We start from the raw sequence: 13,451 nt of genomic DNA, 5'->3' as shown, positions 1-13,451 counted from the left end.
CGGCCCACTGCGCTGGATTTGAACCTCATGACGATTGATTACGCCCACGCCCGCGAACTGATGGTGGAACAGCAGATCCGTCCCTGGGACGTGCTGGACATCAAGGTGCTCGACGTCCTGGCCCGCCTGCCGCGCGAGGCTTTTGTCGCCGATGCACACCGGGCACTGGCCTACGCCGATGTCGAACTGCCGATCGGCCATGGCCAGAAGATGATGAAGCCGGTCATCGAGGGCCGTACCCTGCAGGCGCTGGACCTGCAGCCGGGTGACGAAGTGCTGGAAATCGGCACCGGCAGCGGCTTCCTGTCGGCCTGCATCGGCGCGCTGGCGCGCGACGTGCTGAGCCTGGAAATCGACCCGGAGCTGGCCGCCGCCGCGCGCGCCCGCCTGGACGCGTCCGGCCTGGGCACCAACGTCCGCGTGGAAGTGGCCGACGCCCTGTCCTGGCAGACCGAACGCCGCTTTGACGTGATCTGTGTCACTGGTGCGGTCGACGTGGTGCCGTCACAGTTCGCCTCGTGGCTGCGTCCGGGTGGTCGCCTGTTCGTGATCCACGGCTGCTCGCCGGCGATGGAGGCCCTGCTGGTCAAGGCCGACGGCGGCAGCGAGTCCCTGTTCGAGACCGATATCGATTACCTGCGTGGTGCCGCCCCGGCCCCCCAGTTCCACCTCTGAGTCCAAGGAAGCCGCAATGATCCGCCGATCCCTCGCTGTTGCGCTGGCCACTGCCCTGCTGCCGTTGTCCGCCCATGCCGCCGACCTGCTGCAGGTCTACGAAATGGCGCGCAATGGCGATCCGCAGCTGTCCGCCGCCGAATCGACCCGGCTGTATGACAAGGAAGGCGCCGTGCAGGCGCGCGCCGCCCTGCTGCCGCAGATCAACGGCCAGGCCCAGCTGAACCGCACGCGCAGTGAGCCGAACGCCGACGCCAACTCCGGCTCGTTCACCAACAAGCGCCGCACCTACACGATCGACGGCAGCCAGACGCTGTTCAACTGGACCCAGATCAACAACCTGCGTTCGCAGCGCGAGCTGAGCAAGGCGGCGGACTTCACCCTCGATTCGGCCAACGACAGCCTGATCGTGCGCACCTCGGCGGCCTACTTCAACGTGCTGGTGGCGATCGAATCGCTGAATGCCGCACAGACCAATGAAGCGGCCGCGAAGAAGCAGTTCGACTTCGCCGACAAGCGCCTGGAAGTGGGCCTGGCGCCGATCACCGACGTGCACGAAGCACGCGCCCAGTACGACCAGGCGCGTGCCAACACCATCGTTGCGCAGAACACCCTGGCCGATAACTACCAGGCCCTGACCGAACTGACCGGCCAGCCGGTGACCAACCTGCGTGGGCTGCCGGCCGACTTCCGCCCGGAAGTGCCGGCAAACCGTGGCAACATCGATGAGCTGGTGCAGCAGGCCACCACCCAGAATCCGGCGCTGAAGGCGCAGGAACTGAAGGTCAGCGCCGCCGAGGCTGGTGTGCAGGCCGCCCGTGGCGGCCATTACCCGACCCTGTCGCTGGGCGGCAGCTGGGGCAAGAGCGCGACCTGGGGTGACAGCACTGGTTCCGGTTCGCTGTCGCCGGACGCCCGCACCAACAGCATCGGCCTGACGCTGAGCGTGCCGATCTTCTCCGGTGGTGCCACCCAGTCCGGCGTGCGCCAGGCGCTGGCCCAGCGTGACATCGCCCAGGACGGCTACGAGCAGCAGAAGCGCGCCCTGGACCGCAACACCCGCAATGCCTACCAGACCCTGGTACAGGGCATCAGCGAAGTGGAGGCCCGTCGCCTGGCCGTGGTCTCGGCACAGAGCGCGTACGACGCCTCGCAGGTCGGCCTGGAAGTCGGTACCCGTACCGTGCTGGACGTGATCCAGAACCAGCGCATCCTGTTCTCGGCGCAGCTGGACTACGCCCAGGCCCGCTACACCTTCCTGCAGAACCGCCTGCTGCTGAGCCAGTCGCTGGGTGCGCTGGACGTGGCCGAGCTGCAGGACGTCAACCGCCTGCTGACCCAGGACGCGGGCAATCCGGCAACGACCACGCACTGATCCGTCGCCCTGCCGGCAACAAAGAAGCCACCCGCAAGGGTGGCTTTTTTGCAGGCGGTGCATCCGCCCGCAGCTACCCGTTGCGTGGCCCCGCGAACCCTCAGCCCGGCCATGCCCGCAGGCGTTCCAGCGCCGCAAGGACGCACAGCGCGGCCGCCAAGGGCGCCAGCATCGGCAGCACCAGTTCGCGACCGGTTGCGCCCTGCCTCATGTCATTCCGCCGCCGCAGCACCGCCAGGCACAGCGCCGCCATCACCAGCAGGGTTGCCGGACCCGGCAGCGCCGGCAGGGTGCCCAACGGCAGCCACAGCACCAGCATCACCGCCGGCAGTCCGACCGCCGCCACGATCACACCGCGGGAGCGTCCCACTGCATCACCCGCCCCTGGCCACAGCGATGTTGCCAGCCGCAAGGCCAGCATCAGCAGCACCAGCTGCAGGGCGGCCAGGCCCGTAGCCCCCGCCAGCGGCAACAACGGCAGCATCCACTCCAATTGCGGATGCATCTCCAGCGCCACCGACAGTGGCCGGGTACTGGCAAGCGCGGAAAACTCCACCAGCCCTGCCTGCAGTGCTGCCAGCACGATCAGCAGCAGCATCGCCAGCAACGAGACCAGCGCCAGCACTGCCGGTTGCCACATCGCGCCCTGGCGGCGCAACGCAGGAAAGCCCAGTGCCAAGCCGACGCTGGCAAATACCCCCAGCAGCGGCACCGCAGCCGCCAGCACCCCGCCCAGCCCGAAGCGATACGGCGCGGTCGCCGGTGGCAGCCAGGGGATCCAGTGCGCGTAATGCACATGACGTGCCGCCAGCGCCAGCAGCAACACCCCCGCACCGATCTTCACCGTCAACAGGGCGCAGGCCACCAGCACCACACGCCGTGGCGGCAGCAATGCCAGCGCGCCCAGCATCAGCAGGCCCACCGCCGCCGTGACCTGTTCCGGCAGCCAGTCGCAGGGCTGGAGGCCTTCGGCGGCCAGCACCGCGTGCAGATGGAGGGCCATGGACTGCGCCACGCCCGCCGTGGTCGCCACCAGCTCCAGCAGCAGGGCCATGCCCAACACGCCCGCCACCCGCGGCCCCCAGCTGGCAGCCAGCAGCCCGTGCAGGCCCTCGCCCGCCGGCAACCGCAGCACCAGATCCTGCAGGCAGCACAGCACCAGGCCGGCCCCCAGTGCAGCCAGCAACAGGCTGAGCACGATGGCGGGGCCTGCCTGTGCCGCCGTGTGCTGGCCCACCAGTGCGATCACGCTGCCGCCCACCAACAGTGTCAACGCCACCACCGCCAGATGGTCCGTCCCCAGTCCGGCCCCACCCGTGCCGTCCCCGCCCCTGTCGCCGTCCATCGCAAGTTCCCTTGATATCCGCCCAAGCGCGGTCGACAGCAGGCTGGCAGCCTGCGTCGTCCTGCGGAATCAGAATCGGTGGAATGTGCGCAACGATGTGATGGCAGGCACGCTGCCAGCGGCAGGGTCGGTCCAGCAACGACAGAAAAATCGTCGCTAAGCAGAATTGATGAAGTTGATCACGACAATGCTCGTCAGCGCCGCTGACTCCGCGCTGCCGCGATCACTCGCGCGGTGGTGGCAGGTGCGGCGCCACCAGGGCAAGCGTGCGTTGCAGCGCGCCGCGGCCATTGCTGACCAGCGTGCATCCCGCCCGCGCCATGTCTTCGCGGGCCTGGGCATCGTCGAGCAGGTGCTGCAGCAGATCGCCCACCGCCTGCGCGTCCTCGCCGATCAGCAGCGCTCCGGCCTCGCGCATGCGCCGGGAAATTTCCGCGAAGTTGTGCAGGTGCGGGCCGGTCACCGCCGCCGTTCCCATCGCGGCCGGCTCCAGCAGGTTGTGACCACCGATGGCCTGCAGGCTGCCGCCGACGAAGGCGACCTGGGCGCAGGCATAGAACGGCATCAGCTCGCCAAGGGTGTCGATGACGAACACGTCGGTGGCCGCGTGTGGCCACTGGTCCACGCGGCGGGTCGCCACGCTCCAGCCCTGTTCGCGCGCCAGCGCTTCCACCTTCGGGAAACGCTCGGGATGTCGCGGTGCCCACAGCAGCAGCAGCTCCGGATGCCGCTGGCGCAGGCGCCGGTGCAGGTCGATCACCGCCTGCTCCTCGCCATCATGGGTACTGGCGGCGATCCATACCGGACGAGCGGCCGGTACCCGCGCGTGGAACTGTTCGACGAAACCCTGCACATCCGGCGTGGCGATGTCGAATTTCAGGTTGCCCAGCGCCTGCACCTGGCCGGGATCCGCCCCCAGCTGCACGAAGCGCTCGGCATCGTCCTGCGACTGCGCGGCCACGCAGGTGACGGTGCGCAGCGCGCGGCGGATCAGTGCCGCCAGCAACCGGTAGCCGCGCAGCGAACGCGCCGACAACCGGGCGTTGAGGATGTACACCGGAATGCCGCGGTCACGGCAGCCGAACAGCATGTTCGGCCACAGCTCGGTTTCCAGGATCAGCGCCAGGCTGGGCTGGAAATGGCCGAGGAAACGGTTGACGCTGCCCGGCACGTCGTACGGCAGGTAGACATGGTCCAGGGCGTCGCCCCACAGCGCGCGTACGCGCTCGGAGCCGGTCGGGGTGATGGTGGTGATCACCCAGCGGATGTCCGGGCGCTGCTGGCGCAGGGCATTGACCAGCGGCGCGGCGGCATTGACCTCGCCCACCGAGACCGCGTGCAGCCAGACCCGCGGCTGCCCGGTCGGCTGCGGATAGGAGGCATAGCGTTCATCCCAGCGCCGGAAGTATTCACGGACCCGGAAACCGCGCCAGACCAGGTGGTACACGGTGATCGGCAGCAGGATGTAGAGCACGACCGAATACAGGCCGCGCAGGATCCATTCGACAGGGTCTTTGCGCATGCGGCAAGGATACGGGAGCCCCCGGGGAAAGACACGCGGCCGCCTTGGTAGAATGGCCCCATGTCAGATGCCTCCACCGCCGTCCGCCCATCGCTGCGCGATCCGCGCAACTGGCCGATGTTCGCCGCCATGTTCGGCGCCTTCGCCATCGCCCGCCTGCCGTGGATGCTGCAGCGCGCGCTGGGCCGGGGCGTCGGCTGGATCACCTGGCGCCTGCTCGGCAGCCGCCGCCGCGCCGCCGAAGTCAACCTGCAGCTGTGCTTCCCCGAGAAGGACGAAGCCTGGCGCCAGCGCCTGGTGCGCGACAGTTTCGATGCGCTGGGCGTGGGCGTGTTCGAGTGCATCCGCGCCTGGTGGGGCAGCATCGACCGCATCCGCCCGCAGGTACGGATCGAAGGCCTGGAACATCTGCGGCAGATGGAGGCTGAAGGCCGCGGCGTGCTGCTGGTCTCCGGCCACTTCATGACCCTGGAAATGTGCGGACGCCTGCTGTGCGACTACGTCGACCTGTCCGGCATGTACCGCAAGCACAAGAACCCGGTGTACGAGTGGGCGGTGAAGTTCGGCCGCCTGCGCTATGCCAAGGCGATGTTCGCCAACGAGGACATCCGCGCGACCGTGCGCCACCTGAAGAAGGGCGGCTTCCTCTGGTACGCGCCGGACCAGGACATGCGTGGCAAGGACACCGTGTTCGTGCCGTTCTTCGGCCACACCGCTTCGACCATCACCGCCACCCACCAGCTGGCAAGGATGACCGGTTGTGCAGTGATCCCGTACTTCCACCGCCGCGAAGGCGGGAAGTACGTGCTGAAGATCGGCGCACCGCTGGAGAATTTCCCCAGCGAGGACGTGGAAGCCGATACCACGCGGGTCAACCAGGCCATCGAAGAGATGGTGCGCGAAGCCCCCGACCAGTACCTGTGGATCCACCGCCGCTTCAAGCGCCAGCCCGGCGGCCGGAGTGATTTCTACAAATAGCCGGATGCGGTGGAAGGGCCGGCGTCCTCGCGGTAGTCGCCAACCTTGGTTGGCGCCGGATGAACCGAGGCCGGTCCCGGGGAGCCCACCAAGGTTGGCAACTACTGCATCGGCGGAGATTCGTCCGATTCGCGGGCCAGCAGACTGCCGGCGAACAGGGCCGCCAGCAGCACGGTCAGGCCGCCCCAGAACGCAGAATAGAACGCCAGGTGCGTATTGAGCGGGAACACGGTAACCGCCAGCGCCAGCATCGCCGGGCGGGCGCGGTCACGCGCCGCCGGCGGTGCATAGCGCCAAGCCCGCCAGGCCTGCGCCACCGCCGCCAGCCACAGCAGCAGGCCCAGCACGCCGGTCTCGGCCAGGATTTCCAGCACGATCTGGTGGGCGTGCAATGCCGGTTGATTGCCCCACACGGCGGGGCCCTCGTCTGACACGCAGGCCGGATACGCATCACGGAAGCCGCGCGCACCGACACCGTTGACCGGATGTTCCTCGATCATGCACACCGCCGCCGTCCAGATGCGCGCGCGCCCCGAAAGCGCCTCGTCAACGCCCTGCCCGTCTTCGTTCCATGCCTGTGCCGTGCGCGCAACACGCTCGCGCAGCTGCGGCACGCCCGCTGTCAGTGCGGCCGTACCCAGCGCTGCCACAAGGGCCAGCAGCAGCAGCCGCTTCCAGCCGAACTGGCGCAGGCCGCTGTAGCCCAGCACCAGCACAAAGGTGATCCACGAGGCGCGCGAACCGGCCAGCAGCAGCACGCCTCCCAGTGCGGCGGCGGCCAGCAACCACCCCGCACTGCCGAAACGCCGCGCCATCGGCAGCAGCAGGAAGGGTGACAGGCTGGCCAGCACCTGGCCGAATTTCAGGTTGCAGGGCCCGAGCGCGCCACTGAGGCGGTCGGCCAGTGCGGCTTCGTCGGCCGGGCACAGCGCGTGGCCACTTACGGCCAGCTTCAGGTGCTCCAGCGACCAGAACCATGGGCTGGTGCCGGCCAGCGCCTGTACCAACGCGTCCAGCGTCCACGCGCCGGTGATCAGCGCCAGGCCACCGAAGGTCAGCCGCCGCCGTTCCGGCGTGGCTACCGCGATCGCCACCAGCCACATGAAGGGCAGGTAGCGCAGTCCGGCGGCAGCCTTGGTCCACGAGGCCGCCGGATCGATCGCATCGATGGCCGAGAACGCCTGTGGCAACCAGTAGCCGAGGAACAGGATCGAGGTCAGGGCCCACGCCGCCGTGCTCAACAGGTGCGGGCGGCGCTGCAGCCGGCGCATGACCATGCGCGCGGCAGCATAGAGCGCGCCAAGGCCGAGCACGGTTTCGGCGATGCCTGGCAACGGCCACATCGCCACGTACGCCAGCACCCACCAGGGCGCCCAGCGCCCAGCGCGGTCGTCGCGCACGATGGCAGCGGGGTCAGCCGGCGAGATCGGCATAGAGGCGGAGGGTATCGCGCTGCATGGCCTGCAGGGTAAACGGGATGCGGGTCGGCAAGGATGGCGGCTGCGCCAGCAGGGCCAGCGCACGTTCACCCAGCGCGCGCGCGTCGCCGAGCGGCACCGCGCCGCCGGGCTGCAGCTGCTGCAGCAGTTCGCCGACGCCACCGTGGTCCCAGCCCAGCACCGGGCGGCCGACCGACAGCGCCTCGACCACGGTGCGGCCAAAGGCTTCCGGCTTGTCCGACAGCTGCAGCACCAGATCGCTGGCGGCGTAGGCCAGGGCGATGCGTGCGGTAGGCGTGCTGATCTGTACGGCCTCGGCCACGCCCAGTGCCGCAGCCTGGCGGCGCAGATCGGCCACGTAGGCCTCACGCCCGGGTTCCTCGGTACCCAGCATCCACAGCTGCGCAGGCACGCCGGCGGCACGCACGTCGGCCAGCAGCTGCAGCGCGTGGGCGTGGCCCTTCAGCCGGGTACCGCGCCCGGGCAACAGCAGCAGCGGGCCATCAACCTGCGCCAGCCAGGGATAATCGGCGGCCAGGGCCAGCCGCGGGCGACGGTCGGCACGTGCTACGCGTGGGAACTGGCCGACATCGACACCGCGGGGAATGACCTGCAGTTTTTCTTCCGGCACCGTCGGGTAGTGGCGTTGCACGAAGGCGCGCACGGTATTGGACACGCAGATCACGCGTTCGCCACTGGTCATCACCGCACTGTAGCGGCTGGGCGAATTCAACCCGTGCACGGTGGTCACCCAGTGCGGGCGCTGTGCGGCGGGCATGGCGCGGATCGCGTACAGGCCCAGCCAGGCCGGCAGCCGCGAACGGGCGTGCACGATGTCCGCACCGACCTCGGCAAACAGGCGGCGCAGGGTCGGCAGATGGCGCAGGGTCAGCAGCGACTTGCGGCCGATGTCCAGGGTGAGGTGCTCGGCACCGCTGTCCAGCAGCGGCTGCACCAGGCGGCCACCGGCGGACACCACCAGTGCACGATGGCCGGCCGCGACCAGGGCAGCAGCGATTTCCAGGGTCGAGCGCTCGACACCGCCGGAGTGCAGCGCCGGCAGCAACTGCACCACGGTCAATCGGCGCATCGAAGGGGCCGCCGTTTAGTCGGCCAGCACGAACACGGAACCGCAGTACGGGCACTGCGCTTCACCGTTGGGCTCGTCTTCGATCGGCAGGTACACGCGCGGATGCGAGTTCCACAGCGCCATTTCCGGGGTCGGGCAGCTCAACGGCAGATCGCTGCGGTGCACGGTGTAGCGCTTCTCGGCGTTGGCGGGCGCGGTGGCGGTATGGCTCATGGCGGATGTCGGTGAACGGGTTGCGAGGCCTGTGATTCTAGCATCTGGGCCGCACCGACATTGCGCCACAACGGGCCTTTGCGCGCTCCCGCCGATGCCTCGCATCTCCCCGCCGCACGCCGGGCGGCGGCGGCGCCGGGGATTTCGCGGTCGTTCCGGCAGGTTCGCTCGCCAGAATCGACTCCAGCGATATTTCCCGCATTTGGATCGAACTAAATGGCACTTGCCAGCGCGCGACGGCTGTTGCAGGATCGGGCCAGGTCGCACCCCGACCCACCCAATCCAACCCGATCGCATGGCCCGCCCCCACCGGACCGGCATCGCCTCTTCCACTGCCAGCCTGGCGGGCGGAGCGATGCTGTCCGTGGTGTCCGCCGATGCGGGTTCTGCCCGCCGCCAGCCCTTCCGGGAGACCCTTGCATGACCCTGTCCGATCCGCGCCGCGCCCTGCTTCCACTCGCCCTGGCCCTGGCCTGTGCGACCACTGCGATGCCGGTGCTGGCACAGGGCCTGCAGACCTCGTTCGAGCCCGGCGAACCTGCCCCGACGCAGGCCGCGGGTGCACTTCAGGTCACGATCGGCAACGGCCCTGCGGCGCCTTACGCCGCCAAGCGCAACGCCGGCTACAGCGGCCTGCATGCACTGCGCTACAGCAGCGAAGGCGGCAGCGCGCGGCGCGAACTGTTCAAGGCCGACCTGCCCATCGAGGCCGATACCACGCTGTCGTGGCTGGTGCTGCCGGAGATCGTCGGCAAGGACACCGTCGCTTCGACCTATGTCTCGCTGGACCTGCTGCTGGACGATGGCAGCCGCGTGTCGGCCGGTGCGGCGCGCGACCAGCATGGGGTGGCGATCGGCGCACGCGCGCAGGGCGAATCGAAGACGCTGTACCCGCAACAGTGGGCGCGCAAGGCAGTGCGGCTGGGCGACGTACCCACGCTGAAGGGCCGCCGCGTGGTGGCGATCGAGCTGGAGGTGGCCAGTGCCGAGGGCGCGCCGGTCTCTGGCTGGATTGATGACGTGCGCCTGGACGCACAGCCGCGGCAGCAGCCACAGCGCGTCTCCGACTGGGTGCTGACCACCCGCGGCACCCAGGCCAACGGCACCTTCTCGCGCGGCAACAATTTCCCGGCCACGGCGGTGCCGCACGGCTTCAACTTCTGGACCCCGGTGACCGATGCCGGCGCACTGAACTGGCTGTACCGCTGGAACGAACAGAACGACGCACAGAACCGCCCGCAGCTGCAGGCGCTTGCGCTGAGCCACCAGCCCAGCCCGTGGATGGGTGACCGCCAGACCTTCCAGGTGATGCCCTCGGCCAGCCGTGGCGTGCCGGAGGCCGACCGCCGCAAGCGCGCGCTGTCGTTCGATCGCCGCCATGAAAGCGCGCGCCCCTACCGCTACGACGTGCGCTTCGACAACGGCATCGCTGCCACCATCGCGCCGACCGATCATGCCGCGTTGTTCCGCTTCGACTTTCCCGAAGGCGGTGACGCCAACCTGCTGTTCGACAACGTCGATGCACGTGGTGGCCTGACTCTGGATGCCGCCACACAGACGCTGTCGGGCTACACCGATACGCGCAGCGGCCTCTCCAACGGCGCCAGCCGCATGTACGTGGTGGCCAGCTTCGACAAGCCCTGGCGCAGCAGCGGCCGCCTCGACACCGGGCGCCCGACCGGCTACATCAAGTTCGATGCCGGCAGCGAGCGGCGGGTGACGATGCGCATCGCCACCTCGCTGATCTCGGTGGAGCAGGCGCGGCACAACCTCGCACTGGAAATCGCCGCCGCCGATACGCTGGAGAGCGTGGCCGGCCGCGCACAGGACGCGTGGGACGCGCGCCTGGCCCGCTTCGACATCGGCGATGCCAGCGACGACCAGAAGACCACGCTGTACTCCAGCCTGTACCGGCTGTACCTGTACCCGAATTCCGGCCACGAGAACGTGGGCAGCGCCGCCGCACCGGAGTGGCGCTACGCCAACCAGGCCAGCGCCAGCGATGACAACACCGAAGGCAGCGCGACCCGCAGTTACGCCGGCGTGCGCGATGGCAAGGTGTTCGTCAACAACGGCTTCTGGGACACCTTCCGCACCACCTGGCCGGCCTATGCACTGTTCACGCCCGACGATGCCGGCCAGCTAGTGCAGGGCTTCATCGAGCAGTACCGCGCCGGCGGCTGGATCGCACGCTGGTCGTCGCCGGGCTATGCGGACCTGATGGTCGGTACCAGCTCGGACGTGGCCTTCGCCGATGCGTGGCTGAAGGGCATCGGCGGTTTCGATCCGGCCGAGGCCTACGCCGCCGCGCTGAAGAACGCGACCGTGGTCCCGCCCGACCGCCATGTCGGCCGCAAGGGCATGGACCGTTCGACCTTCCGTGGCTACGCCAGCGCGGACGTGCATGAAGGCATGTCGTGGACGATGGAAGGCGCACTCAATGATTTCGGCATCGCCAACATGGCCGACGCGCTGGCCAAGCGTGCGACCACGCCGGCCGCACGCGAGCGCTACAGCACCGAGGCCGACTACTTCCGCTATCGCGCCGCCAGCTACACGACGATGTTCGATCCGGCCGCCGGCTTCTTCCAGGGCCGCACTGCCGATGGCCAGTGGCGCGTGGACGCGAAGGACTACGACCCGCGCGTGTGGGGCCACGACTACACCGAGTCCAATGGCTGGACCTTCGCCTTCACCGCTGCCCACGATGGCGAAGGCCTGGCCGCGCTGTACGGTGGCCGCGACAAGCTGGCGGCGAAACTGGATGCCTTCTTCGCCACGCCGGAAACCGCAGACCCGGCACTGGCCGGTTCCTACGGCGGCACCATCCACGAGATGACCGAGGCGCGCGACGTGCGCATGGGCATGTACGCGCACAGCAACCAGCCGGCGCACCACATCCCGTGGATGTACCTGTACGCCGGGCAGCCGTGGAAGACCCAGCAGCACGTGCGCGAGATCCTGTCGCGGCTGTACGTCGGCAGCGAGATCGGCCAGGGCTATCCGGGCGACGAGGACAATGGCGAGACCTCGGCGTGGTACGTGCTGGCCTCGCTGGGCCTGTACCCGCTGCGCATGGGCGCCCCGGAGTATGTGATCGGTTCGCCGGCCTTCCGCCACGCGCGGGTGGAACTGCAGGGCGGCGCGGTGCTGACCGTGAACGCGGCCAACAATTCGCGAGAGAACGTCTACGTGCAGTCGCTGAAGATCAACGGCACGCCCTGGACGAAGACCTGGGTGCCGCACGAGCTGATCGCCAGGGGCGCGACGCTGGACTTCGTGATGGGCCCGCAGCCGTCGCGCTGGGGCAGCGGCGTGGATGACGTGCCGCGCTCGCTGACTGCCCGTGGCCAGCGCCCGCAGCTGCTGCACGACCTGCTCGGCAGCGGCGCGAAGGCAAAACTGGCCGATGGCCGCGCCCTGCCGGCGCTGGTCGATGACGATGCGGCCACCACCGTCGGCCTGGGTGGCGGCGCGACCATCGCACTGACCGGCCTGAGCAATGGCACGCCGACGATGTATACGCTGACCAGCGGTGACGGCCGCATCCAGGGCGGCGAATGGACGCTGGAAGCGCGCAATGGCAACGGCCACTGGACCGTGCTCGACCAGCGCAGCGGCGAAGCCTTCGAGTCTGCCCGCCAGACCCGTCCGTTCCGCATCGCCAGACCCGGTCGTTACAGCGAGTACCGGCTGCGCCTGGCCGCGCCGGGCCGGCTGCCGCTGGCGGAGATCGAACTGTTGGCGCCCAGCGCCGTACAATGAGCCCTATGCGCTACCGTCTGTTGCCTCTGGCCCTTGTTGCCCTTTCCTTCTCCAGCTTCGGCCAGACCCAGGCCTTTGATGCGCAGCTGACCCGCGACGGCGTGACGCTGAACTACCAGGACGCCCGTGGCGCCCTGGCCGCGCCGCAGCGCAAGCGGGTGATCGATACGTTCTACTTCGCCTACCTGCGCGAACGTGCGGACTTCCACCCGGCCGCGCCATCGATGGTGCGCATCGTGATCGATCCGGCCTACACCGGGATCGCCTTCGTCGGTGACAAGGACCAGGCGGCAACGATCACCATCAATCCGGGTTGGCTGGCGCAGCACCCCAACGACATCGACCTGGTCACCCATGAGGCCATGCACATCGTGCAGGGCTATCCGGGCCATGGCGACGCACGGGTGCCGGGTTGGCTGGTGGAGGGCATCGCCGACTACGCACGCGACCGCTACGGCATGGACAATGCCGCCGCGGGCTGGTCGCTGCCGGGCAAGGTCGAGAAGGGTCAGAACTTCGACAGCGGCTACCGGGTCACCGGTGCGTTCCTGAAATGGGCCGACGCCGAACACCCGGGCCTGGTGCTGGCACTGGACACGGCCCTGCGCGATGGCCGCTATGCACCGGCGCTGTGGCAGAAGCACACCGGCAAGGCACTGCCCGCACTGTGGGCCCAGTACGCCAAGCCGCGGTCGGATGCACCGCCGCCGGCCCCTGCACGCCGCGGCAAGCGGCGCTGACTGGCTGGTCAACTGGGAATTGGGGCGACTGGGTAGAGTCGACTGTTAGTCGACTGACTTTCGTACAGCCCCCGAAAACCCCGCGCTTCGCGCGATAGTCGACCAACGGTCGACTCTACCTCGCTGCTTTCTACGCCTCAGCGCGACTGCACGAAACCGGCGTACAGCGCGAACAGCTGCTGGAAATATCGCCGCGTGACTCGATTACGCATGACACCCTCGCCCATGAAAGTTGGTCGGGCCCAGGGTGGGAAGGCCGGTCCGGTCCCTTCCCACGGCCGGGCCGCGTGGGCGTATTGGGCCGCAACG

Annotated in this window: 10 protein-coding genes; 5 read left to right on the top strand and 5 right to left on the bottom strand. The window is 68.9% G+C overall.

Features of this window, described 5'->3' with window-relative positions; genetic code table 11:
- Nucleotides 1–27: 27 nt before the first annotated feature.
- Both VG561_RS16650 and VG561_RS16645 read left to right on the top strand, forming a co-directional pair.
- Nucleotides 28–675: a protein-L-isoaspartate O-methyltransferase family protein gene (locus VG561_RS16650; RefSeq protein WP_423179805.1), complete on the top strand. Its 648-nt coding sequence runs from the start codon at nt 28–30 to the stop codon at nt 673–675.
- Nucleotides 676–691: 16 nt separating this feature from the next.
- Nucleotides 692–2,050 carry a TolC family outer membrane protein gene (locus tag VG561_RS16645; protein WP_014648347.1) on the top strand — a complete coding sequence of 453 codons (1,359 nt, stop codon included), beginning with the start codon at nt 692–694 and terminating at the stop codon, nt 2,048–2,050.
- 100 nt (nt 2,051–2,150) lie between these two features.
- Here the strand turns inward: VG561_RS16645 and VG561_RS16640 are convergent, their stop codons facing one another.
- Both VG561_RS16640 and waaA read right to left on the bottom strand, forming a co-directional pair.
- A complete protein-coding gene (locus VG561_RS16640) occupies nt 2,151–3,395 on the bottom strand; it encodes an amino acid transporter (protein ID WP_262093063.1) in 1,245 nt (414 codons plus the stop codon).
- A gap of 223 nt (nt 3,396–3,618) precedes the next feature.
- A complete protein-coding gene (gene waaA / locus VG561_RS16635) occupies nt 3,619–4,917 on the bottom strand; it encodes a lipid IV(A) 3-deoxy-D-manno-octulosonic acid transferase (protein ID WP_014648349.1) in 1,299 nt (432 codons plus the stop codon).
- Nucleotides 4,918–4,977: 60 nt separating this feature from the next.
- Here waaA and VG561_RS16630 point away from each other — a divergent pair, with 60 nt between their 5' ends.
- On the top strand, nt 4,978–5,895 hold the full coding sequence (locus tag VG561_RS16630; RefSeq protein WP_014648350.1) for an LpxL/LpxP family Kdo(2)-lipid IV(A) lauroyl/palmitoleoyl acyltransferase: 918 nt from the start codon (nt 4,978–4,980) through the stop codon (nt 5,893–5,895).
- 101 nt (nt 5,896–5,996) lie between these two features.
- Here the strand turns inward: VG561_RS16630 and VG561_RS16625 are convergent, their stop codons facing one another.
- Genes VG561_RS16625 through VG561_RS16615 form a run of 3 tightly spaced genes read right to left on the bottom strand, consistent with a single transcriptional unit; the run spans nt 5,997 to nt 8,637 of the window.
- Entirely contained in the window at nt 5,997–7,328 is a 1,332-nt protein-coding gene (locus VG561_RS16625) for an O-antigen ligase family protein (protein ID WP_032960139.1), read from the bottom strand.
- Nucleotides 7,309–8,424: a glycosyltransferase gene (locus tag VG561_RS16620; protein WP_014648352.1), complete on the bottom strand. Its 1,116-nt coding sequence runs from the start codon at nt 8,422–8,424 to the stop codon at nt 7,309–7,311. Before VG561_RS16620 ends, VG561_RS16625 begins: the two co-directional genes overlap by 20 nt.
- Before the next feature lie 15 nt (nt 8,425–8,439).
- Nucleotides 8,440–8,637 carry a zinc-finger domain-containing protein gene (locus tag VG561_RS16615; RefSeq protein WP_005410967.1) on the bottom strand — a complete coding sequence of 66 codons (198 nt, stop codon included), beginning with the start codon at nt 8,635–8,637 and terminating at the stop codon, nt 8,440–8,442.
- 420 nt (nt 8,638–9,057) lie between these two features.
- Between VG561_RS16615 and VG561_RS16610 the strand changes: the two genes are divergently transcribed.
- The gene (locus VG561_RS16610) at nt 9,058–12,402 is read left to right on the top strand and encodes a GH92 family glycosyl hydrolase (RefSeq protein ID WP_423179804.1); all 3,345 of its coding nucleotides are present in this window, start codon (nt 9,058–9,060) and stop codon (nt 12,400–12,402) included.
- On the top strand, nt 12,399–13,142 hold the full coding sequence (locus tag VG561_RS16605) for a basic secretory protein-like protein (RefSeq protein WP_032959489.1): 744 nt from the start codon (nt 12,399–12,401) through the stop codon (nt 13,140–13,142). The genes VG561_RS16610 and VG561_RS16605 overlap by 4 nt, the downstream gene beginning before the upstream one ends.
- The last annotated feature ends 309 nt before the right edge of the window (nt 13,143–13,451 follow it).

The sequence above is a fragment of the Stenotrophomonas sp. CASM110 genome (assembly GCF_049384345.1).
GTDB lineage: Bacteria > Pseudomonadota > Gammaproteobacteria > Xanthomonadales > Xanthomonadaceae > Stenotrophomonas > Stenotrophomonas muris.
The sequence above is the reverse complement of the archived record's forward strand: the minus strand, read 5'-3'. Positions and strand labels throughout refer to the sequence as shown.

What these genes read in the sequence shown, in the direction of transcription:
- waaA (WP_014648349.1), bottom strand. Translation starts at nt 4,917, where the DNA reads ATGCGCAAAGACCCTGTCGAATGGATCCTGCGCGGCCTGTATTCGGTC.
- VG561_RS16650 (WP_423179805.1), top strand. Translation starts at nt 28, where the DNA reads ATGACGATTGATTACGCCCACGCCCGCGAACTGATGGTGGAACAGCAG.
- VG561_RS16630 (WP_014648350.1), top strand. Translation starts at nt 4,978, where the DNA reads ATGTCAGATGCCTCCACCGCCGTCCGCCCATCGCTGCGCGATCCGCGC.
- VG561_RS16645 (WP_014648347.1), top strand. Translation starts at nt 692, where the DNA reads ATGATCCGCCGATCCCTCGCTGTTGCGCTGGCCACTGCCCTGCTGCCG.
- VG561_RS16620 (WP_014648352.1), bottom strand. Translation starts at nt 8,424, where the DNA reads ATGCGCCGATTGACCGTGGTGCAGTTGCTGCCGGCGCTGCACTCCGGC.
- VG561_RS16605 (WP_032959489.1), top strand. Translation starts at nt 12,399, where the DNA reads ATGAGCCCTATGCGCTACCGTCTGTTGCCTCTGGCCCTTGTTGCCCTT.
- VG561_RS16615 (WP_005410967.1), bottom strand. Translation starts at nt 8,637, where the DNA reads ATGAGCCATACCGCCACCGCGCCCGCCAACGCCGAGAAGCGCTACACC.
- VG561_RS16610 (WP_423179804.1), top strand. Translation starts at nt 9,058, where the DNA reads ATGACCCTGTCCGATCCGCGCCGCGCCCTGCTTCCACTCGCCCTGGCC.
- VG561_RS16625 (WP_032960139.1), bottom strand. Translation starts at nt 7,328, where the DNA reads ATGCCGATCTCGCCGGCTGACCCCGCTGCCATCGTGCGCGACGACCGC.
- VG561_RS16640 (WP_262093063.1), bottom strand. Translation starts at nt 3,395, where the DNA reads ATGGACGGCGACAGGGGCGGGGACGGCACGGGTGGGGCCGGACTGGGG.